The following is a 22,165-nucleotide window of genomic DNA, read 5'->3' as shown; positions in this document are numbered from 1 at the left end:
AATGCCAGAAGCAAAGCTAAAGCGCGAGGAGTAATAGTGGATAGCGGGAAATAGCTTCCCAAAAAATATGTTGTATAAATTATGTAAAAACCGACTTCTTAAGTAATTTCATTAAAAAATAATATTAAAGCCTTATCTTTGCACCGCTTAAAAAACATTTATGAAATACGCAGAAAATATTCTAGAAACTATTGGTAATACACCATTGGTGAAGATAAATAAAGTTTTGGGAGACGATTTTCCGGCTTTGGTTTTGGCTAAAGTAGAAACATTTAATCCTGGAAACTCTGTAAAAGACAGAATGGCTCTTAAAATGATAGAAGACGCCGAAAAAGATGGAAGATTGAAACCAGGTGGAACCATCATTGAAGGAACTTCTGGAAATACTGGGATGGGATTGGCTTTGGCAGCTATTATAAAAGGATACAAATGTATTTTTGTAACCAACGCAAAACAATCTAAAGAAAAATGTGATATCTTACGTGCAGTAGGTGCTGAAGTAATTGTATGTCCTACGGATGTAAAACCTACAGATCCGCGTTCTTATTATTCGGTTTCTAAGAGATTGGCTCAGGAAACAGAAAATGGTTGGTACGTAAACCAATATGATAATTTGTCTAACAGAACTGCACATTATGAGTCTACGGCTCCAGAAATTTGGGAACAAACGGAAGGTAAGCTTACCCACTTCTTGGTAGGCGCTGGTACTGGTGGTACAATCACAGGTTGTGGTATGTTCTTCAAGGAGAAAAATGCTAACATCAAAGTAATTGGTGTAGATACTTACGGATCTATCTTGAAAGAATATCATGAGACAGGTGAACTTCACCCAGATCACGCGTATACTTACATTACAGAAGGTATTGGCGAAGATATTATCCCAGAAAACTTTGATATGAGCGTTATCGATCATTTCGAAAAAGTAACGGATAAAGACGGTGCTATCTATGCTAGAAAATTGGCTAAGGAGGAAGGTATTTTCTGTGGTTATTCTGCAGGAAGCGCAATGTCTGCTTTGGTACAAATGAAAGACCAGTTCACGAAAGATGATGTAATTGTAGTATTGCTGCACGACCACGGTTCTAGATACATTGGAAAAATCTACAATGACGATTGGATGCAAGAAATGGGTTGGCTAGACTAATTTTATTTTTGATTTATAAATAATAATCAGAGCTTTTGGGCTCTGATTTTTTTTATTGATCTATGTTTTTCTTTATCGTTTGTTTCAGCAAAGTATAATTTTTCTCCGTCATGGATTTTTTGGGAAACATATAGTTGTAATTTCCTTCTAGAGAAATAAAATCGTTTGTAATTTCGTAATATTTAAAATCTCTCCACTCGCTTATTTCTTCTTCATTATTAAGATTTACTTTGAAATGCTCATCATTAATTTTAAGTTCATATCGATGTGCATTTTCTAAAGTTTTCAGATAACTATTCACTTGTTTTTTCCAACGAGATACTTTGTTGATCCCTAAAGATAAATATACTGCACAAAGCAAAAACAAGAAACTAATGAAATACAAGATACCAACATTCTTCTCGCTAAGTTGATTTTTGAATGCTAAAACTGCAAAAAACACAACAATAACAATAAGTGTAGTGATGGTTTTGCTCTTTGTGGTTGGTGAGAAAAACAAACTTCCTTGTTTATTGCTAAAATATATTTCTTCGAAATTTTTTCTATCGACATTCAGTGGTATTACTTTTTCTTCGGTCATTATTCGGGATTTTGAAGTCACAAAACTAAGATAATTATGAATAATCAAGGACTTTTTTTCAAAAAAACGATGTTGAAATTTTTACCAATCTTAATTTGTTTAAAATAAAAACATCATCTAGGCTCTATAAAAATTAAATCTATCTTTGAAAAAAATTGCAATATGAATGAAGTGTTAAAAAACTACTCTGGAATTATTTTCCTGCTCCTAGGGATAACTGTTGGTAGTTTCGTAGGAATATTTGCACCACAGACTGTAACTTATATAAAACCTTTGGGAGATATTTATCTTAATCTTTTGTTTGTCAGTGTAGTGCCTTTGGTTTTTTTTGCGGTTGCCAATTCTATTTCTTCATTAGAACAACAATCCAAATTTGGGAAAATTATTCTCACCATGTCGTTCACTTTTCTACTATTCATCCTTATTGCTGCTCTATTTACCATTTTTGTAGTTTATTTGTTTCCTTTAAATTCTATCACAGGAAGTACAGCAATGATAGTTGAGGAAAGTAGCAAAGAAAATTGGGGAGATCGTATCGTTAGCTTTTTTACGGTAGGAGAATTTACAGAGCTATTTTCCAGAAAAAATATGCTCGCCTTACTCATTTTCGCATTCCTAACGGGCTCGGCAACAAGAAAAGCAGGAGAAATTGGAAAACCTTTCAAACTATTTATCGCTTCAGGATACGAAGTGATGAAAGAATTACTCCTGATGATCATGAAAATTGCACCTATTGGTTTGGGAGCCTATTTTGCGTATCAGGTTTCTACGTTAGGTCCACAACTTTTTGGTTTTTATGCTAAACCTTTGGGTCTCTATTATATTGCCGGAATTGTCTATTTCTTTGTATTCTTTTCGCTTTATGCCTTTTTGTCGAATGGTAAAACTGGATTTAGTAGCTTTTGGAAAAATGCTGTCTACCCTAGCCTTACCGCTATCAGTACTTGCAGCAGTTTTGCTACGATGCCAGCCAATTTAGTGGCTGCATCCAAAATAGGAATTCCTAGCTCTATCGCCAATTTGGTGATCCCTATAGGAACTACACTTCATAAAAATGGATCTTCTATGTCTTCTATTATTAAAATCTACGTGGCATTTCAGATTATTGGTAGAGATTTTTTCGAACCCTCCAATCTGCTATTGGCATTAGCAATTACTGTTTTTGTAAGTATCGTTGCTGGTGGAATTCCAAATGGTGGATATATAGGAGAAATGTTGATGATTTCTGTGTATCAATTACCACAAGAAGCTATACCAGCCGTTATTATTATCGGTACATTGGTAGATCCCTTGGCAACTGTACTTAATGCTGTTGGGGACATTGTTGCTGCCATGTTCGTGAATAAATTTGTGAAGGTGGAATAAAAGAACTTCGACTTCGCTCAGTGCCAATATATTTGAGTGCGAATTTGGGCATCTGAGCGGAACGGAGTGTAAGGTGGCTGAGCCGAGGCCACAATTTAATATCAAATATTAAGTTTTACATCTTCCAAGTTTTCTAATTCTTCTGGTGTAAATAATCTGTAATGAATCTTAAAAGTCTTACCTAATGGTGTTTCCAAAGAAAACCCTCCTGGGCCAAAGCCCTCCAGAACGTCCATTGTAAAGTGCGAAAACTTCCAATACTCAAACAAATCATGATCCACCCAAAATTCATGACCACGGATGGTTCCTATCATTACATCATTCATCCTAAGGTAATATCCACCTTTTTCGAAACATTGAGGTTGTGTCCCCTCGCAACAACCTCCAGCTTGGTAAAACATCAATTCGCCATGGTTTTCCTCTAGTTTTTCAATAAGATCTAGAGCATCTTGTGTAGCAGATAGTCGTGATATTTGGGTTGTGTCCATTATTTTTTTAATTTTATACATTAAGGTGAGGCTATAGGAACTTCATTCTATATACCCTAAAGATACGGAATTGTTATTTCATACGTTACTAACTGATGATAAGCAAATGTTGAATTTTTTCACTTATCATGATAAATTACCATTACAATTCCGAAATAATACAAATATCTTTGTCGATTATTCCAATTTACTTTGAAAGATTATAAACTTATTTTTGCAATTATTACAGTCGCCCTCGTTTGGGGAACCACCTTTATGGCTATCAGAGTCGCTGTAGAGACTATACCAGGTTGGTTTGTGGCAGGTATTCGTCAGTTTATGGCCTCCATCATAATGCTCGTTATTTTACTTATCAAAAAGGAACTGAAGTGGATTGGCTGGAAAAACCTTGGTCATCAATTGATATTTTCCACGCTTATGCTCATCATAGCCAATGGATTGATGACTTTGGCGGAAGAAAGAGTGACCAGTAGTTTGGCATCGCTCATCAGTGCATGTTCACCCATATTGGTTTTTATCGGCAGTTTGGCATTAGGAATAGAAAAATTTTCATTCAAAGCGTTATTAGGAGTAATAGCTTGTTTCAGCGGAATATTATTTATTTTTTGGGATGGGATCAGTGATCTCGGAAATCCCGATTATCGTATAGGAATTTCTCTTCTCTTTATCGCGATTACAGGTTGGGCAGCGGGAACTATTTTCACCAAAAAGATGAGGATTGAAAGCAAGAACATTTCACTCAACCTCTTTTATCAATTTGCCTTTGCGGGAATTATGCAACTTATGTTTGCTTTGGTATTTTTAAAGGATTATCACTTTGATGAATGGAGCCTAAAAAGTATATCAGCAATGGTTTATCTAGCAATTTTTGGGTCTGTAGCTGCATTTTTTGCGTTTCACTACGCACTTACAAAGATATCGCCCGTTCAGGTTTCCATCCTTTCTTATGTAAATACCATTATTTCCATATTTTTAAGTTGGCTTATCCTTAGCGAAAAAATTAGTGTAAAATTTGTCCTCGCAGCAGCTCTAATTATTTTGGGAGTATTTATTATCAATTACAAACCCAATAAATTGGGGCATTCCAAAACCATAAAAGAATAAAATACAATGACTGCCTTAAAAGCAGTCTTCTTTTTGTTAAAAAAAATCAACTTAATCCAAAAAGATATTTATAAAAACTTTTCTCTACATTTACTGCCATTCAAATTCTTATTTTTTAGTATGAAAAAACTAATTACTTTTACGTTTCTATGCCTTGCATCATTGGTATATTGTCAAGATAAAACCTATTCTGATTCTGAATTAAAGCAAAAACTAGATTCAATTTTGGTAGAGGGAAATTTGCTGTATTCATTAGAAAATGCAGCCTGGCACTCATCAGATTTATTTAGAGAAAACAGAGAATTAAGTAATCTTTCTAGCTTTTATCTGACGTATAAAAAAGAAAATTCTGTAAGCGTGGTTTACCTCAACAAAGCTGCTGATAAAGTTTTAGCTGACTATCTATTTATAAATGATGATCAAAAACCAAATCGTGTTCTTACAAACGAGAGACCACTGACAGAATTGGAAAATGATTTGAAAAAAGTTCGACTAAAAGTGATTGAGCAATTGCAAGATCCCAAATATCAGGTGGGAAATTACGATGGATATAGCCTTAATATAATTACTTTACCCGCAAATAACGAGCAGTACAAAACTTATCTTATCAGCGGAACCTCTAAAATTGGTGTGATACCTTTTGGAAATGATTATTTGTTTATATCAGACAAAGAAGGGATTATTACAGAGTATAAAAAGTTTCATTCTAGAATTATCCCAACTCTATCTCCAGAAGATGGAGCTACGCTAAATATGACAACGCATAGTCATCTAAGAAACAATCCGTTTATTTCTTCGACAGATATTTGTACCTTCAGACTTTACGCTCCATTTTTTCCTAGTCTAAAAGAATTTTCTGTTTACTCCCCTGCTATCAACGCTTATATGATCTATAATCTTAAGGATCAAAAAATTTCGGTAGATAAAAAGAAATAATTTTATGTTATCACATTTATGAAGATAGTAGTAATTGCATTTGTATCTATAATTTTATTGATTATTATTTCAATAGGAATCTATTGGAAATTACCAATAGAAATTACGAGGAAAAATGATATTGCGTATGGAAATCTACTGATCAAAAATATCGAACTCTATCAAAAAAATAACCATAGATTACCTGAAAATAATGACTGGGAAACATTATCAAAAATAGGATTCAATAAAAATGATAATGAGAATCCTGTTTATACTGTTGATGATTTTGGAAACTATGAGATCGTTTATATGGAAGGTTTTGATGGTCCCTATTTAATCTGGAGCTCTAAAGAGAAAAAATGGACTATTGATTTCCCAAAAATATTTCAGCCATAAAAAAAAGACTGCCAATAAAAGCAGTCTTTATATTTTTAAAAAATATTGAAATCTAAGCAATCACTTTTACCATTGCTTTTACTTGAATTAATTTTTCCATTAGTTCTTCTCTAGAATCCGCCAAAACATTGATGTGTCCCATTTTTCTTCCAGGTTTGGTTACTGTTTTCCCGTAAAGATGAATATAGGTTTTCGGTAATTTCAACACGTCATCCATGCCTTCGTACACTACTTGTCCGGTGTATCCTTCTGCTCCTACAAGATTTAGCATTCCACTGTACATCAATGCATCTGTATCTGCCAACGGAAGATTTTTCACCACTCTGTACATTTGTTCAAACTGAGAGTTAGCATTGCCCTCCTGACTTTGATGACCAGAATTGTGCAATCTTGGTGCTGTTTCGTTCACCCAAACTTTGCCTTCTTTATCCAAAAATAATTCGATCGCGAATAATCCTGGCGAATCTACCACTGCCAAAAATTGAGATGTAATGGCTTCTATTTGATTTTCTATTTCTTTAGACAAATTCACAGGACAAATATTGAAATCCAAAAGATTCAATTTTGGGTCTGCTACCATTTCCGTTACAGGAAAAGTTTTAGTTTCGCCATTTTCATTGATGGCAACAATTACAGAAAGTTCCTTGTCGATATCTACCAATTTTTCTAATACAGAATCCGCAATCCACAAGTTTTTTAGGTCTTCTGCATTTCGGATAACTTGTACTCCTTTCCCATCATATCCTCCAGTATTTAGTTTTTGAACGAAAGGAAAATCCATTTTTATCTCGTCTGAAGAACCATCCATAATTTCAAATTCTGGACTAGAAATATTATTCGCTTGATAAAATTCTTTTTGAAGTATTTTTTGCTGAATGGTTTTAATAATTTTTGAATTCGGAACTACCTTTACGCCTTGGTTTTCCAACTCTGCCAATGCATCAGCATTTACATGTTCTATTTCTATGGTAACAACATCTTTGCCCTTCCCGAATTCTAAAACGGTTTCATAATCATTGAAATTACCTTGGGTAAAGTGAGAAATCGAACTGCAGGGTGCGTCTAGTGCAGGATCTAATGTATAAAACTCATCATCATATTTCAAAGCTTCTTGTATCAGCATTCTTCCCAATTGTCCTCCTCCTAAAATTCCTATTTTCATTTTAATTTTTTATTAGATTTATTTTTTATTGATTTTAATATACCCCACTTTAGAAAAGTTAATTTGGTCTTTCGTATCCGTTGGCTCCAAAATTATGGAATATTTCTCTTTCATCGCAAGTGGTAAAATATCATCTACTGCAAAAACATCATCAATATCCACCCCATATTTTTCATCAATATGACTCACCGCTTTCGGAAATCCCATCGTTTTATAAAAAGTAGAAGCTTTGGCTTTCTTCACAATCTCTGCCATCGAAAATCCTACCAAAAGAGATTGCTGATGAAATTCTTCAAAATATCCTTTTTTATAACCTCCAAGATTAACGAAGTAGAGTTGCTTCAGAAGAGGATTTTTCTCCCTAGGGACAATTTTTACCTCGTATCCATCTGCATATTTTACTTCTTGGTATCCATCCATATGATAGGTTTGGCCCGCTTCTTTCCAAAATTCTCTAATGGCAGGATAAAGTTCTTTAATAGTTTCAGCTATCCCGAAAAAGACATCGTGTTGCTCTACATTTCTACCTTGTGGAGTTGCGCCCAATAGGATATAAAATAGCTTCATATTAAATTATTTTTGTAAAAATACGGCAAAAAATAATCTTTCTTTAAAGTTTGCTTAAAAACAGCAATAGTTTTATATTTGTAACATGTCAGAAATCATCATTCTCTTTCTTGGCGCAATCTCAGCGGGTCTCCTTGGTTCCCTTACAGGATTGGGAGGAGGAGTCATTATTATTCCCTTACTTACGCTTGGATTTGGGGTCCCTATGCACTATGCCATTGGCGCATCGCTTATCTCCGTTATCGGTACTTCTTCTGGAGCAGCTGTAGCATTTGTAAAAGAAGGATTCACCAATATGAGAATTGGGATGTTCTTAGAAATTGCTACTACCGTAGGTGCTATTGGAGGTGCACTTCTTTCTGGTATGCTAAATCCAAATACCATCGGAATCATCTTTGCAAGCATATTACTTTTAACGGTGATTCTTAATCTAAAAGGTAAGCCTGATCACCAAGAACCATTAATAAAAGGAAGTTTGGAAGAAAAGCTCAAACTGTACGGAACGTTTCCCGATAAAGGCGTCTTGAAAAGTTATGCCGCTAGAAATACAATTCCAGGATTTTTTATGATGTTGTTTGCAGGGGCTATGTCGGGATTGCTTGGCATTGGCTCTGGAGCTTTGAAGGTTTTAGCAATGGATAATATGATGAAATTACCCTTCAAGGTGTCTACTACCACTAGTAATTTTATGATTGGAGTTACCGCAGTGGCAAGTTCACTTATTTATTTCCAAAGAGGTGAAATAATCCCTGTAATAGTAGCGCCTGTACTTGTAGGTGTGGTGGTAGGAAGCTTTATAGGATCCAAAACTCTTATGAATTCTAAAACTAAAAAACTAAAAACCTTTTTCGCAATAGTCATCACTATTTTGTCTGTATATATGATGTATAATGGTATAAGAAACAATTTCTCATGAGAAAAAATTTCACTGATGTAGATCTTAATCGTTCTGTCGGAAATCTTCTTCGTCTAGGGGTAGTTTTAGCCGTAATCATATCTATTATTGGCTTTGTAAAGTTATTTTTGGAAGGTTTTAAAATGCCTAAAAAATATTCTATGCTAGATCTCGGAGAAACTTCCGAGCAGGTATGGACGAAATTTTGGGAATCTCTGATGAAAGGCGAAGGGATGGCAATCATTCAGCTGGGGATATTAATATTAATATTTACCCCTTTGATGCGTATTATATTTGCTTTAATTGGTTATCTAAAAGAGAAAGACTACATCTACGTTATTATTTCCTCTATTGTTTTAGCCATTATGACAATAAGTTTCTTTGCAGGGTATGCCCACTAAAAATCATATTTCATAGAATTCTATAGGAAGTGCGTCTGGATCTTGGGTGAAGAAAATTTGTTTTTCTGTAAACTCATCTACTCGGATCTCCTCACATGCTAGCCCTTTTGCTATAAGCTCTTGCCTTTTTATATAGACATCTTCTACAGAAAATGTAAGATGTCTTAGTCCACAAGATTCTGGTCTTGATGGTCTTGTGGGAGGATTCGGGAAAGAAAATAATTCTATTACATAATCTTCTCCTATTGCCAAATCGCACTTGTAAGATTCCCTTTCCTTTCGGTAGACTTCTCTTACGATCCTTAAACCTAAAGTTTCTGTATAAAAGTGTTTAGAAATCTCGTACACAGAACAAATAATAGCGATATGATGTATTTTCACAATGTTTACATTTAGATCATGTACAAAATTAATATAAATAAAAAATATCCCTTATTTTAGTTAAATTTTAATTTTAGGAAATTCTGGATGTTATTTAAAATAAATCTAAAATTTTTACCATCTCATTTGTGCAAAAAGCCTATTTTTATACTTATACTGTTATTTTTATGTGGGAATTATACCTTATCTTATCAAGCTTATTACTTATTTTATCTTTTCTACCCAAGATTCCAAGTTCATATTGGGTTTTTCGTGTTCCCGATTTTGGGAAGATACAAATTACCTATCTTCTGCTATTAACCCTATGTATAGGCTTCTTTTGCACGCAAAAACCTTACTTATGGTACATTCAAGTGGGATTACTTTTACTTATTGTCTATCATGGTATCACGTTAATAAAATACACACCACTGTTTAAAGTAAACAAACATCAGAAGAATGAAAAATCTTCAGAAAATTGCCATTTTATTTCTGCCAATGTTTATCAATTCAATACAGAATACAGCAGATTTATCCAATTAATAGAGGAAAATAAGCCAGAAATCTTCCTTACGATGGAGAGTAATGGCGATTGGGAAAAAGCCATGCGTGTACTAGAAAAGGACTATCCTTTTCAGCACAAAGTTACCTTAGAAAATACATATGGGATGCATTTGTATTCTAAAATTGAGATTGAAAAAGCAACCACACATTATTTTGTTGCTGATGATATTCCAAGTATAGAGGCGCATATGAAAACCAAAGATGGATATCAATTTGTGTTTTTCGGTGTGCATCCACCGCCGCCAAGTCCCACAGAAGAAGAAACCTCGAAAGAGCGCGATGGCGACATTCTAAGTGTAGCAAAAAGAGTACACGATGGCATTGATAAACCTGTAATTGTTGTAGGCGATTTTAATAATGTAGCTTGGTCCAAATCTTCCATATTATTCAGAAAAACCAGTCATCTTATAGATCCAAGAATAGGGCGAGCGTTTATCTCTACTTTTCATGCAAAATATAGATTTTTGAGATTCCCAATAGACCTTATGTTTCATAGTGAAGATATCTTTATCAAAGACCTTAAAACTTTAGAAAACTTTGGGTCAGATCATCTCCCTGTTTATTGCGAGTTTTTTATCGATCATTATAATGACGAACAAGAAGATAAAGTAGAAACAGCAAATAAAGAAGAAAAGGCTGAAGCTGCAGAGATGATACAAGAAGGTAAGGAAGAAGATGGAGAAAGAGATGCAGTAGTTACCGAAGACTAATAAAGAAAGCGAGTAAGAATACTCGCTTTTTGTTTATCTTTTTTAGAATGAATTTACCATTTCATGGTGTCCTTTACTACTCCATTTTTCTGAGTATGTTGTAATAATTCTGATTCTATAAATGCTTTAATAGCATCTTCTGAACCATTATTTGGGAAAAGCAAATGTACGTTTGCTCCTGCATCTAATGTGAAAAACAAAGGCAAACTTGTATCTTTCCTAAAATCCCAAATTGCGTTGATTACCGCTAACGTCCCTGTTTTCATCAGAATAAATGCAGGATCACTTATCATCATCATGGCGTGAAGGGTAAGTGCTTCATGTTCTACCAATTTTATAAAACCATCCAGATCACCACTTTTTAAGATTTGTGTCAAAGGAATAAAATTTTCTCTTGCTTCCGAAAAACGTCTTTCAGCATATGGATTGGTATTCATCAATCCATGTCCTACGGTTGAAGAAACGGATTTTTGACCTTCATGTATCAACAAAACCCAATCGTTAAAATCTTTAAACAAAGGATGAATTTCAGTATCTTCATATGGAGTTGCAAACAAATCTGAACTACCCAATACTTCTGGAGTTTCGCCCCAAACTACAAGTCCATTGTAAAGACTTCTACAAGCACTACCACTTCCTAGTCTAGCTAAAAAAGAAGCTTTAGTCTTGCTATCCTGTTTAGAAGGAGAAGATGAGAACTGTGCGTCTAGACTCATTAGACATTTGGCGATAGCACCAAAACCTGATGCCGAACTTGCAATTCCCGAACTATGAGGAAAAGTGTTTTCTGTACGTATAATGTATTTCCCCTTCAAAATCCAGGGAAGGTAAGTTTCTATATGGTTGAAGTATTTTTCAATTTTCTCCGCAAATTGTTTTTCTTCCTTACCCGACAAAAAAGTTTGTACTGAAAAAGGTTCATTTGCCAAAAATTCTATTTCAGTATTGGTTTTACAGTGATTTAAGGTATAACTAATACTAGGGTTGGCAGGAATTTGATTTTTATATTTTCCCCAGTATTTAATTAGGGCAATATTGGAGGGGCAACTTTCTGAAACTTGAGCGTTTTGTACGCTAAAATCAGGATTTCCTAAAAATTCTTTTGTTGTCATAATTAAATTTAAACTAAAATAAATAGTTATACTCAGTACATTTTTTCTACAAGATCTGCATATTTCTTGAGAACAACATTTCTCTTTACCTTCAAGGTAGGCGTTATTTCACCTGTAGCAATTTCGAACTCTGCGGGCATTAAAGTAAATTTTTTCACCTTCTCAAAATCCGCTAATTGCGTTTGCAATTCTCCAATTTTCTTTTTGTAGAAATCATGGATTTCTTTCTTTTGTACAATTTCTTCCCAGGATGAGAAAGGGATATTACTTTTTTTGAGATAGTCTTTAAGAAATTCAAAATTAGGAACAATTAGCGCAGACACAAACTGTCTCCCATCTGCAATGAGAACAATCTGCTGAATGTAGTTATTATTGGTAAGAATATTCTCTATCTGCTGGGGAGCAATATATTTTCCGTTTGAGGTTTTCAATAAATCCTTTATTCTATCTGTGATATATAGATTTCCCTTAGCATCAAATTTTCCTGCATCGCCAGTTTTAAACCAGCCATCTTCTGTAAAAACAGCTTTTGTTTCCTCTGGAAGTTTGTAATACCCCAGCATGATGCCATTTCCCTTCGCCTGTATTTCGTCATTCTCTCCAATACGAATATCTACTCCGTACAATGGTTTTCCACAACTTCCATGTTCAAAATTGGTCAATGGGAATGCAGCTAAAGTTGCCGTAGTTTCGGTAAGTCCATATCCTACTGTAACGTGAATGCCAATAGACTCGAAAAACTGGGTAACCTCTGGCGACACAGAGGCACCACCGCATGGTAAAAACCACAGTCTACCTCCCATTTTCTGCTTTATCTTGTCGAATACCAGCAATTCTGCGATGGTTTGTTTTATTATCAAACCCAAAGGAAGAAGCGTTTGTTTTCTTCTATACTCTGCGGTTTGTGTACCTACTTCCAAAGCCCAACGCAAAATCTTTTGTTTTGTTGGCGAAGCCTCTTTAGCCATATCTTGTACACCAGCGTATATTTTCTGGAAAAATCTAGGCACTGCGCACATCAAAGTAGGTTTTACTTCTACCAAGGCTTTTGCAATATCTTTGGGGTCTTCTAGAAAATATACTTTTGCGCCACCGTATAAGCAAAGCAAAGTCCAACATCTTTCGAAGACGTGCGTTAATGGAAGAAAAGCTAGTGATAGCTCCTCCTCGAAATTTTTAAATTTAAAATAATCAAAATGAGCATCAAAAGCTTTGATAAAATTACCGTGTGATAGCATTACCCCTTTTGGAGATCCTGTGGTACCAGAAGTGTAAATAATGGTGACCAAATCTTCATATTCTTTCTTTACAAATTCGAATTTTGATGAACTTTTAACAATAAAATCTTCTAGATAGTATGTCTGTTCTTTCTTTACCCAAACCGCTTTTTTGGTTACAATAATGGTTTGGATAGAATTGTCTTTGCCCAAAAGATTAAAACAATTATCATACTGTGCTTGGTTTCCTACCATAATTACTTTAGCCTCAGAATCTTTAATGATGTATTCTGCTTGTTGGGCATTATTGGTAGAATAAATAGGCACCGTAATAGCTCCAATGGCAATGGTAGCAAGATCAAATATCATCCATTCTGCAGAGTTGTCTGCATAGATGGCAATTTTATCGCCCTCTTGTACACCAGAATCGCGAAGTGCATTGGCAGTTTTAAACACCATTTCACTGAACTTCTGCCAACTGAGTTCCTTCCACCCTTCTTTTTTCTTATAACCTATAGCAGGTTTCAGGGGATGTTTTTCAACATTTTTTATAATTATAGCTTCAGCTAGATTCATTATATTTTATTATGCTTTTTATCGTTAATATAATTAGAAAGGTGAAAATCTATGCTGTCCTCTACCTTTATAAAAGTATAAGATAAAGTATCTACTACTTTTTGGTTGGTAATAATAGACATAGAATTTACCGAATCTATATTAGCTCTTGTCAACAATTTTAGTTTAGGGAATAGAAATGAAAATGGAAAATTCAGCAGAAAGGCAAAATTCATCACAGCTTTGGATAAAATCTTGGCCGGCTTTAATCCTAATTTCTGTCTAATGAAATTCCCTACATCTTTGTACTTTCTATTTTCTGAGATCACAATATATCGTTCCCCAAATTTATTCTCAGCCATTAGTTGTATTGCAATCCTGGCAACATCCCGAACGTCTACATAGGAAGTGCCTCCAGAAAAGGTAAAATTATTTTTTTCGAAGGTAGAGAATAATTCTCCACTACTTTGAGACCAATTTCCCGTACCAATGATAATTCCTGGATTGATAATAATAGTATTCAATCCTTCTGCAGAGGCACGCCAAACTTCCATCTCCGACAGGTGTTTGGATATTGCGTATCTAGGATGATCTATCTTTGGATTAAAATCTGATTCTTCATCCAATTTTCCTTCGTCATTTTTGCCATCCAAAACCGCTATCGAGCTAACATGCAAAAACTTTTCTACGCTAGAATTTTCGCAAGCAAAAACCAGATTTTCGGTTCCTTTGATGTTGGTTTTATACATTTCCTTTTCATCTTTTGGATGAAAACTTACTTTAGCCGCGCAATGATATACGTGTGTAATACCTTCTAATGCCTTCTGCAGAGAATGTATGTCTTCAAAATCTATATCTATCCATTCAATTTGTTCAAAATAAAATTTTGGGGTTTCTACAAAGTATTGATAAGAATGCTCTACATCTTTTGTATCACTGTTTGGTCTTTTGCCAGCACGCACCTTTTCACCCTTTTTCAAAAGCTCTAAAATGATCATTCTTCCTAAAATTCCTGTTGCACCTGTTACAAAAACCATTGATTTTATACTTGTAGTTTTACGATTTTATTTAATTAATGAAAGATAACAAACACTTCCAAATATTAAGAGATAAATTTCTGCAAATTTGCAAATTTTAAGCGGTATACGAGTTAATATTTGGTTATAATTATAGTTATTTAACTCTATTTTCTAAAATTTAACTTGATATAAATTTGGAAATTACAATTCATAAAAAAAGAAGCTCAAAATTGAGCCTCCTCTTCCAATTATCTGTTAAATTATGAATGTTTTCTACCGAACTGTCTTTCATTAACGTGAAATTCAGTTTTAAAATTAGAAATTGAAAAACAATGCATTACGTTGTTTTTCATAGTAAATTTACAACAAAAAACAATTCTATGCATAGATTATATAATTTTAATAAAACTTTAACGCTTCTTGTAAACAATTTCAGTCAATGTTCAAGAACTCTTTCACGTTATGTGCAAAATCTATAGGATTATCCGCTTGTACCCAATGAGATGCGTTTTTTACGATCACAATCTGAGCTTTTGGGAATTGCTGCTTAATACCGAATGAATCTTGAGGCAAAATATAGTTGGAATTTTCGCCCGATATAAACAGTGCATCTCCATTGAACACGCCAAACTTTATAGCGTTGGAAACAAAATCATTATATTTTTCGGAAAGAGTTTTAAGATTAAATCTCCAATTCAGCTTTTTATCTTCTGTCCAATATAGATTTTTAGTCAGAAATTGAATCACAGATTTCTCTGGTATGTATTGAGAAAGCACCTCTTCTACTTCACCTCTAGATTTTACTGTAGCAAAATCCACGGTTTGCAAAGCTTTAATAATCCCTTGATGATGCGGAGGATATGCTTTTGGAGAAATATCTACCACAATCAGTTTTTCTACCTTTTCGGGATAATTGATAGCGAATTGCATTACAGCTTTGCCACCTAGTGAATGACCCAAAATGTGAGCTTTCTCTATCCCATAATGAGCCATGTAGTTGGCGATATCTTGTGCCAGATCATCATGAGACATACTTTCTGAATGGAAACTTCTGCCGTGATTTCTAAGATCAATAAGGTGAACGGGTAAAAACTCACCCAAATCTTTACCAAAACTTCCCCAATTATCTAGCATCCCAAACAATCCGTGGAATACCAAAAGTGGTGTCGCTATTACCTCTTCACCAAATATTTTTGAATGTAAAATTTCCATTTTTTTAATTTTTAAGAGTAAAAAATAAAATTATTTCTTACATGTTTTACCATTTTGCCAATCTTTTCAGATACGCTTGTACTGTATTTTCTAATCCCATATACAATGCTTCAGAGATTAATGCATGACCAATAGAAACTTCTAATAAATTAGGGATTTCGGTTGCAAAATATTTTAAATTTTCTAAGCTTAGATCATGTCCTGCATTTACACCTAAACCGAATTCTTTTGCCATTAAAGCAGTGTCAAAGTAAGGCTTTATTGCCAATTCTTTGTTGATAAGATAGTTTTTTGCATAGGCCTCTGTATACAATTCTATTCTGTCTGCTCCAGCTAGCGCAGCATATTCTACCAATTCTGGCGTTGGATCTAAAAATAAAGAAGTTCTAATACCTGCATTTTTAAACTCTGCAACAATTTCCTTCAAGAAATCCAATTCTTTTTTAGTATCCCAACCAGCATTAGAAGTAATGGCATCATCAGCATCCGGAACTAAAGTGACTTGCTCTGGCTTTACTTCCAGTACCATATCGATAAATGAGCGATGAGGATTTCCTTCTATATTATATTCTGTGGTCACTAGTGGCTTTAGATCATAGACATCTTTCCTTGTAATATGCCTCTCATCTGGTCTTGGGTGGATGGTGATTCCGTGTGCCCCAAACTCCTGAATTTTTATTGCTGCCTCTGTTACGCTAGGCGTTTCTCCTCCTCTAGCATTTCTGATTGTTGCAATTTTATTAATATTTACGCTTAATTTTGTCATCTTATCTAAATATTTAATTCAAATTAAAAAACTGCAGCTTTTACTTAAATACAGCACAATTCATAATTTAATTTCTTTTTAATTCTAAACTTTTACACTTACCTGCATCACTTGCAAATCGAACTCCTTGGAAGCTACCAACAAATGATCAAAAATATCTGCTTGTATTTGCTCGAAACGTGCCCATTTGGAATCGTTTGCGAAACAATATATCTCTAAAGGTAAACCTTGCGGAGTAATTTCTAGCTGACGTACCATGATGGGATTTTCTTTAGCTACATCGGGATCGTTTTCTAAATATTTTTGGGCATAATACCTGAAAACTCCAATATTGGTAAGCTGTCTACCATTGATGATTTTACCACTATTGGCAATTTGTTCTTTTTCTTTTGCAATCTCTGCATCTTTTTCTTCAAGATAATCCGAAATAAGATTAATCTCCTTTAAACGTAGAATATCCTCTTCAGCTAAAAATTTAAAAGAATTGATATTAAAGAAAATTGATTTTTTTATTCTTCGGGTATTGGATTCCGACATGACTTGCAGATTCTTAATCTCAGTAGTAAGGAGATCATAGGTAGGTATTGATGAAATGGTTTTATCAAAATTGACAATCTTTGTCGTCAATAAACTGATATCCAAAATATTTCCTTCAATATTATATTTCGGTATGCCAATCCAGTCGCCCACTTTCAAACTTTTGGACGTTGCTACATGTATACCTGTAACAAATCCTAAAATTGTATCACGAAAAACCAAGACCAACACCGCAGTAATTGCCCCGAGACTCCCCAAAACCGTCGTACTTTTTATTCCGAAGATGACGCATATTCCCAAAATGGAGAAAATAAAAATCCCTAAAATCTTTACGGTTTCCGATATAGCGTTAATAGCCATTATTTTGTAAAAATCCTGCTTTATGGTAAAGTAGTTTCGGAATGCTGTGAGCGCTCTATAGAACATACCTGCTAACACTAAAACTATAGCCAAATCTATCATTCTATCTAGAAAAGCCGGACTTTTTGTATGCCTCCAAAAAATAGAATCCATTGCACTACTCCCAATATACAATGCTAGGAGATGACTAAAGGAATTGGTGATTTTAGATAGGTAAATAGATTTTAGAACAGGGTACTTTTCTTTATTAAAAAAAAGTTTGAAAGACCCATTAATTATTATTTTAGCAAGAAGATCAATCACATAGATGATGCCCGCCAAAAAAAGAAATTTCAGGAATATCTGTGCACTAAGAGCAAAATCTGAGCTTACATTATCCTTTACAAAATAATGGATATAGTCGCTAAGACTTTCTAAAAAATTTTTGGTATCTTGAATTTCGTCTTTCATTAAAGCAAATTTAAGGAATTTAGGAATGATTTTGGCTTCTCTTATTCAATAATATTATAATCAAACTTTAAAATAGCATTCGAATAAAATTATTGTTTCCACTTTTATAACAACTTATCTATGGACATTTATCTACTCAATATTGTGTGTATCGTTCTCCTTATCCTTGGAATCATAGGAACGGTACTTCCTGTTTTGCCTGGTCTCGTGCTTAGTATAGCAGGAGTCCTTATTTATAAATTTGGTACAGATGCAGATTTATCTATGGTTTATATTTATATATTTGCACTGCTTACCATTGCATCTGTTGTTCTGAACTATACGATCCCTGCTAAGACTACCAAAAAATATGGAGGCACTACTTGGGGAAGCATAGGATCTGTAATTGGGACTATAGTAGGGTTTTTCATCCCCATACCTCTAGGATTCCTGATTGGAATGTTTGCAGGCGTTTTGGTGGGCGAACTTTTACATGATCGTAATGATATGAAAAAAGCAATCAATTCTACAAAAGGTGCGTTGATAGGATTTATCTACGGAACGGGTTTCAGTATCATGGTAGGGATTGCTATGTTGACTGTGGTTGTTCTAAATATGATGAATATAATTTAAAGAAAAAATTATGTATAAAATAATCATCTCAAGTTGTGTTTTGCTATCAATGTTAAATTGTCAAGCACAAAAAGAAGTAAGTAAAACAGAAACTAAGGTGGCATCTGTAGAAAATGTCAATACGAATAGTATTACACTTGTTGAAGGTGAAAGTAAATTTTTAAAAGAGTATGATTTTAGTATCACTTTTAATAATATAATGGAAGATAGCCGTTGTCCAGAAGGCAGTACGTGTATTTGGCAAGGCGCCGCGGTAGCTAATATACAAGTAATGGGAGTTGCAACTAGACCCTACACTTTACAATTGGCAACGATAGACCACGAAGGAAAAGGATATCACAAAAGTGAAAATTTCAATGGATACACCATTACTTTGAAAAATGCTACTCCTTATCCCTCTTTAAAGGAAAATTCGAAATCGGGTTCAGAAAAAAATAAAATAGAATTGATTATTAAAAAAGAATCATTGAATGCAGATGCTACCAAGAAATAGGTTTATTACCTTTAGATTCTAAAAATTCATTTATTTTCGAGAAAGGCTTGCTTCCAAAAAAACCTCGGTAGGATGAAAATGGTGATGGATGGGCAGATTCTATAATGTAATGTTTTTTGGTATCTATAAATTCTATTTTTTTCTGAGCAAATGCACCCCAAAGCACGAAAACTACATTTTCTTTTTTATCTGAAATTTCTTTGATAATAAAATTAGTGAATGTTTCCCACCCCAGATTTTTGTGAGAATTGGGAGTATGCGCTTTTACCGTAAGCGTAGCATTGAGGAGTAAAACACCTTGCTGTGCCCAATCTTCTAGCTCCTTGTTGGTACGGTCTATATTGAGATCCGATTTTAGCTCTGCAAAGATATTCTTCAAAGATGGCGGCGTTGACACTTCTCTAGAAACAGAAAAAGACAAACCATTTGCCTGGAAATCATTATGATAAGGATCTTGCCCAATAATCACCACTTTGATATTTTCAAAAGGCGTAAGCTCTAGGGCGCGGAAAATCTGTTTTTTTGGCGGAAAAACAGGACCGTTAGCATATTCTTCTTTTACCTTTAACCAGAGTTGTTTGAAATAATCTGATTCTTTGATGGGTGCTAATACTTCAGTCCAAGTCACGATGTAATGAATTTTATTAAAAATAAATGAGAATTCTTGTAATGGGAGCTTAATTATTCAAATGAAAATAAATTTCAGTTCCACATTAATGGTATAAAAATACAAAATTTTTCACCATTTCCATTATAGCTTTTAATAAGCATCTAAAAGGATACATTTGAACTTAACGTTGTATTGACCCTATCGAAGTTTTCAACGGGCTTTCATTTGCCTACGGCGAACCTTCGGTTTCGTGCCCTGCGGGCAAGACGAAAGCTTAGTTATTAGCTGCAGGTTTTTTTAGAAACCATACGTTACAAATCGTTCCAAATATTTCCCTTTTACAATTTTCCAAATTACTAAATATCCACCTGCTCCGTCACTATTCATTGCTGAAATATAGATTGTGTCATTATCTTTATCAAAATTTACTTTAGTTGATGAAAGATTAGGCTCATAAAGATTTTCTAAAGCTTCTTTTGGCAATTGTAATTTTGAATTATTAAATATTATGGTGATACTTCTATATTCGGTTTTAGGCATTTCACCATCAGTTCCCCAATAATCATTACCATCGATTTTTAAAATTTGATTCGGATAATTTTTTACATAATTGAAACTATGATTATTCTTGTCAAATTTACTTTCCACGACTTTGACTTCAATGATTTTGTTACTAAAAATTATTTCTTTATCCTTTTCTTCTAAATTAGGAATTTCATCATATTCCGAAATTAGTTTAATACGGTCTTTATAAGCATATCCAACTTTTATTTCATTCTTATTTAAAGCATAGTCAATGTTCAACCAATTTCCTTCTGGATTCATTACACAAATTAAATGACCATTATTCAATTTGTCTAATATTTTTGAGTTCCTATTACTTTCACTTCGAACATTAGTATATCCATCAATATCATTAATTACTGCAAATTCTTGAGCAAAAATGCAATTTAATGAGAATAGAAATATTAAAATAAGATACTTTGATTTCATACGTAATGTTGGTAAAATTCTGACTAACGTTAAATTTAATTATTGATAATCAGTTTATTGTGAATTCGATATCTTTGTCAGTCAGACCAAATTTAGTGATTTGTTTTTGAATTCTGTTGACCATTTTTTGTTTTCTTTTTGCATCTAAGAATAGATACTGAGTTGGAGGAGTATAATTTTGACGCTTCACAAGCATATTCCAGATGATGACAGCGAGTTTTCTTGCGAGTGCTGTAACGGCTGTAGCTCTTCCTTTTTTGTAGTTGAGTCGTTTGAAAAAATCCACCAACCATCCTTCTTTGAGGTTTCCGTTAGCATTGGCTGTATTTCGGAATGCAATTTTGAATCTGAACCCCAAAAAAAAGCAGTCCTACTAAAAAACTGCTATCTCAATTCTAAAACCAAAACTCCATAAAGAACTATTACACCGCTGGAAAGTTCCCGAAGATGTGCCTATGCTGAGCCTATCGAAGTATTCAACGGGCTTTCATTTGCCTTCGGCGAACCTTCGGTTTCGTGCTCTGCGGGAAGGACGAAAGCTTAGTTATTAGCTGTAGTTTTTTATTTAAAAATTTCTGTTAAATCAACGAGTTCAAAGTTTTTATCAATCTTAAAGAAATCTTTAATAATAGCAGCATGTCCACTGCCTACCAAAACAAAAATATTCTTCGTGTCGGGTTTTATTTGATTTTGAATGTTGGAGTACATAATTAAATTTCTTTTATACCAATCTGCAACTAGATTAGATCCAAAATATTCTTTATCTATCATAATTTTGTTAGCAAAGTTTATATAAAAACCAAGGTTATTGTCTAATTTTGATTCGTCATTCATGCATAAAAAAACGTTCATTAAATTATTTTGCTCTAAACAATTATCTTTCATCGATAGATTTACTTTATCAAATTCTTTTTTTAATGTAGGATTATTGTTTACCTTTTTTAACAAAATGTCAAATCTCATTTCTATTAGACTATCAATAGGGTATAACTCTTGATGTTTCAGTTTTTTTGCTAATCGAAATCCTAACTGAAAAGTTTCTCCTTCAATATAATATCTTTTCCATCGTTCTTGTTTTATAGTATCGGTAAATTTATTGTACTCATTTTTTAAATATAATTGGTAGTTTGTATTCAATTCTTTCTTTGCGTTGAAATTACTTTCAACAAATATTTGATCTGGTTTATATGATGATTTATAAATTTTATTTACTACTTCATCTAAATCTTGCTGATTTTCTTTAGTTAGGATATTTCGTTCTTTTACCTTCATCATATCATTTCCAGGATTATTGAAATGATAAGTTGCTAGTAAAATGACTTTAACTTTTTCTTGAGCCGATGCAAAAGAAATTTGAATAAAAATTGAGAGAAACGCTAAGACAATTTTTGCTAAGTTTTGTTTTTTCATATTGTTGTTGTTCAAAATTACAGTTAACATTTGTATTCACGCATTGCGCAAATCCCAGTTATGTAGAGTTTCGCTTTACATAAATTTTATTTCTTCGTCGGTATCGTTTTTTGAGACTCATATGATTGATGTGGATTTAATAGTAAAGATTTTAGAACAAAATTT

At 33.7% G+C, this 22,165-nt stretch carries 25 protein-coding genes; 10 read left to right on the top strand and 15 right to left on the bottom strand.

The window, feature by feature from the left end:
• Positions 1-160 precede the first annotated feature (160 nt).
• Complete coding sequence (locus ACKI42_RS02465; protein ID WP_407402101.1) at positions 161-1,144, top strand: PLP-dependent cysteine synthase family protein; 984 nt, start codon at positions 161-163, stop codon at positions 1,142-1,144.
• A gap of 52 nt (positions 1,145-1,196) precedes the next feature.
• On the opposite strand, the gene ACKI42_RS02460 is transcribed toward ACKI42_RS02465, so the two are convergent.
• The gene (locus tag ACKI42_RS02460) at positions 1,197-1,724 is read right to left on the bottom strand and encodes a YcxB family protein (RefSeq protein ID WP_407402099.1); all 528 of its coding nucleotides are present in this window, start codon (positions 1,722-1,724) and stop codon (positions 1,197-1,199) included.
• A 162-nt stretch (positions 1,725-1,886) separates the two neighbouring features.
• Between ACKI42_RS02460 and ACKI42_RS02455 the strand changes: the two genes are divergently transcribed.
• Positions 1,887-3,089, top strand: coding sequence for a dicarboxylate/amino acid:cation symporter (locus ACKI42_RS02455; protein ID WP_407402097.1), 1,203 nt, complete (start codon positions 1,887-1,889; stop codon positions 3,087-3,089).
• A gap of 101 nt (positions 3,090-3,190) precedes the next feature.
• On the opposite strand, the gene ACKI42_RS02450 is transcribed toward ACKI42_RS02455, so the two are convergent.
• Positions 3,191-3,577 carry a DUF779 domain-containing protein gene (locus tag ACKI42_RS02450; RefSeq protein WP_407402095.1) on the bottom strand — a complete coding sequence of 129 codons (387 nt, stop codon included), beginning with the start codon at positions 3,575-3,577 and terminating at the stop codon, positions 3,191-3,193.
• 192 nt (positions 3,578-3,769) lie between these two features.
• Here ACKI42_RS02450 and ACKI42_RS02445 point away from each other — a divergent pair, with 192 nt between their 5' ends.
• The 3 genes from ACKI42_RS02445 (at position 3,770) to ACKI42_RS02435 (ending at position 5,995) form a co-directional block, all read left to right on the top strand.
• Positions 3,770-4,681 carry a DMT family transporter gene (locus ACKI42_RS02445; protein ID WP_407402093.1) on the top strand — a complete coding sequence of 304 codons (912 nt, stop codon included), beginning with the start codon at positions 3,770-3,772 and terminating at the stop codon, positions 4,679-4,681.
• Between the two features lie 120 nt (positions 4,682-4,801).
• Positions 4,802-5,617, top strand: coding sequence for a hypothetical protein (locus tag ACKI42_RS02440; protein ID WP_407402091.1), 816 nt, complete (start codon positions 4,802-4,804; stop codon positions 5,615-5,617).
• 18 nt (positions 5,618-5,635) lie between these two features.
• Positions 5,636-5,995 carry a hypothetical protein gene (locus ACKI42_RS02435; RefSeq protein ID WP_407402089.1) on the top strand — a complete coding sequence of 120 codons (360 nt, stop codon included), beginning with the start codon at positions 5,636-5,638 and terminating at the stop codon, positions 5,993-5,995.
• A 52-nt stretch (positions 5,996-6,047) separates the two neighbouring features.
• Here ACKI42_RS02435 and ACKI42_RS02430 read toward each other — a convergent pair whose 3' ends face one another.
• Positions 6,048-7,157 carry a 5-(carboxyamino)imidazole ribonucleotide synthase gene (locus tag ACKI42_RS02430; RefSeq protein ID WP_407402087.1) on the bottom strand — a complete coding sequence of 370 codons (1,110 nt, stop codon included), beginning with the start codon at positions 7,155-7,157 and terminating at the stop codon, positions 6,048-6,050.
• A gap of 18 nt (positions 7,158-7,175) precedes the next feature.
• Complete coding sequence (locus tag ACKI42_RS02425) at positions 7,176-7,724, bottom strand: DUF1543 domain-containing protein (protein WP_407402085.1); 549 nt, start codon at positions 7,722-7,724, stop codon at positions 7,176-7,178.
• An 85-nt stretch (positions 7,725-7,809) separates the two neighbouring features.
• Here ACKI42_RS02425 and ACKI42_RS02420 point away from each other — a divergent pair, with 85 nt between their 5' ends.
• Together ACKI42_RS02420 and ACKI42_RS02415 are read left to right on the top strand one after the other, a co-directional pair.
• Positions 7,810-8,640: a sulfite exporter TauE/SafE family protein gene (locus tag ACKI42_RS02420; RefSeq protein WP_407402083.1), complete on the top strand. Its 831-nt coding sequence runs from the start codon at positions 7,810-7,812 to the stop codon at positions 8,638-8,640.
• Positions 8,637-9,020 carry a DUF1634 domain-containing protein gene (locus ACKI42_RS02415; RefSeq protein WP_407402081.1) on the top strand — a complete coding sequence of 128 codons (384 nt, stop codon included), beginning with the start codon at positions 8,637-8,639 and terminating at the stop codon, positions 9,018-9,020. Before ACKI42_RS02420 ends, ACKI42_RS02415 begins: the two co-directional genes overlap by 4 nt.
• Before the next feature lie 3 nt (positions 9,021-9,023).
• Here the strand turns inward: ACKI42_RS02415 and ACKI42_RS02410 are convergent, their stop codons facing one another.
• Positions 9,024-9,401 carry a VOC family protein gene (locus ACKI42_RS02410; RefSeq protein ID WP_407402079.1) on the bottom strand — a complete coding sequence of 126 codons (378 nt, stop codon included), beginning with the start codon at positions 9,399-9,401 and terminating at the stop codon, positions 9,024-9,026.
• Positions 9,402-9,568: 167 nt separating this feature from the next.
• Between ACKI42_RS02410 and ACKI42_RS02405 the strand changes: the two genes are divergently transcribed.
• Positions 9,569-10,654 carry an endonuclease/exonuclease/phosphatase family protein gene (locus ACKI42_RS02405; RefSeq protein ID WP_407402077.1) on the top strand — a complete coding sequence of 362 codons (1,086 nt, stop codon included), beginning with the start codon at positions 9,569-9,571 and terminating at the stop codon, positions 10,652-10,654.
• A 53-nt stretch (positions 10,655-10,707) separates the two neighbouring features.
• Here the strand turns inward: ACKI42_RS02405 and ACKI42_RS02400 are convergent, their stop codons facing one another.
• The 6 genes from ACKI42_RS02400 to ACKI42_RS02375 form a co-directional block, all read right to left on the bottom strand.
• Complete coding sequence (locus tag ACKI42_RS02400; protein WP_407402075.1) at positions 10,708-11,766, bottom strand: diphosphomevalonate/mevalonate 3,5-bisphosphate decarboxylase family protein; 1,059 nt, start codon at positions 11,764-11,766, stop codon at positions 10,708-10,710.
• A 32-nt stretch (positions 11,767-11,798) separates the two neighbouring features.
• Entirely contained in the window at positions 11,799-13,559 is a 1,761-nt protein-coding gene (locus tag ACKI42_RS02395; RefSeq protein ID WP_407402073.1) for an AMP-dependent synthetase/ligase, read from the bottom strand.
• Complete coding sequence (locus ACKI42_RS02390; protein ID WP_407402071.1) at positions 13,559-14,575, bottom strand: NAD-dependent epimerase/dehydratase family protein; 1,017 nt, start codon at positions 14,573-14,575, stop codon at positions 13,559-13,561. The genes ACKI42_RS02395 and ACKI42_RS02390 overlap by 1 nt, the downstream gene beginning before the upstream one ends.
• A 414-nt stretch (positions 14,576-14,989) precedes the next feature.
• Positions 14,990-15,769, bottom strand: a complete 780-nt coding sequence (locus tag ACKI42_RS02385; RefSeq protein ID WP_407402069.1) for an alpha/beta fold hydrolase — start codon at positions 15,767-15,769, stop codon at positions 14,990-14,992.
• Between the two features lie 46 nt (positions 15,770-15,815).
• Positions 15,816-16,535 (bottom strand): pyridoxine 5'-phosphate synthase, encoded by a 720-nt coding sequence (locus ACKI42_RS02380; RefSeq protein WP_407402067.1) that lies wholly within the window; start codon positions 16,533-16,535, stop codon positions 15,816-15,818.
• Positions 16,536-16,619: 84 nt separating this feature from the next.
• On the bottom strand, positions 16,620-17,882 hold the full coding sequence (locus tag ACKI42_RS02375) for a mechanosensitive ion channel family protein (RefSeq protein ID WP_407402065.1): 1,263 nt from the start codon (positions 17,880-17,882) through the stop codon (positions 16,620-16,622).
• Between the two features lie 120 nt (positions 17,883-18,002).
• Here ACKI42_RS02375 and ACKI42_RS02370 point away from each other — a divergent pair, with 120 nt between their 5' ends.
• Together ACKI42_RS02370 and ACKI42_RS02365 are read left to right on the top strand one after the other, a co-directional pair.
• Positions 18,003-18,494: a DUF456 domain-containing protein gene (locus tag ACKI42_RS02370; RefSeq protein ID WP_407402063.1), complete on the top strand. Its 492-nt coding sequence runs from the start codon at positions 18,003-18,005 to the stop codon at positions 18,492-18,494.
• Between the two features lie 49 nt (positions 18,495-18,543).
• Entirely contained in the window at positions 18,544-18,987 is a 444-nt protein-coding gene (locus ACKI42_RS02365) for a hypothetical protein (RefSeq protein ID WP_407402061.1), read from the top strand.
• Here ACKI42_RS02365 and ACKI42_RS02360 read toward each other — a convergent pair.
• From ACKI42_RS02360 to ACKI42_RS02345, 4 genes are all read right to left on the bottom strand, one after another.
• Entirely contained in the window at positions 18,974-19,615 is a 642-nt protein-coding gene (locus ACKI42_RS02360; RefSeq protein WP_407402059.1) for a uracil-DNA glycosylase, read from the bottom strand. The two genes, ACKI42_RS02365 and ACKI42_RS02360, sit on opposite strands and share 14 nt — an antisense overlap.
• Positions 19,616-19,894: 279 nt before the next feature.
• Positions 19,895-20,590: a hypothetical protein gene (locus ACKI42_RS02355; protein WP_407402057.1), complete on the bottom strand. Its 696-nt coding sequence runs from the start codon at positions 20,588-20,590 to the stop codon at positions 19,895-19,897.
• 49 nt (positions 20,591-20,639) lie between these two features.
• Positions 20,640-20,948 carry a hypothetical protein gene (locus ACKI42_RS02350; protein WP_407402055.1) on the bottom strand — a complete coding sequence of 103 codons (309 nt, stop codon included), beginning with the start codon at positions 20,946-20,948 and terminating at the stop codon, positions 20,640-20,642.
• A 203-nt stretch (positions 20,949-21,151) separates the two neighbouring features.
• On the bottom strand, positions 21,152-22,000 hold the full coding sequence (locus ACKI42_RS02345; protein WP_407402053.1) for a DUF5694 domain-containing protein: 849 nt from the start codon (positions 21,998-22,000) through the stop codon (positions 21,152-21,154).
• Between the last annotated feature and the right edge of the window lie 165 nt (positions 22,001-22,165).

It is taken from the genome of Chryseobacterium sp., assembly GCF_045629545.1.
Classification (GTDB): Bacteria; Bacteroidota; Bacteroidia; order Flavobacteriales; family Weeksellaceae; genus Chryseobacterium.
The sequence above is the reverse complement of the archived record's forward strand: the minus strand, read 5'-3'. Positions and strand labels throughout refer to the sequence as shown.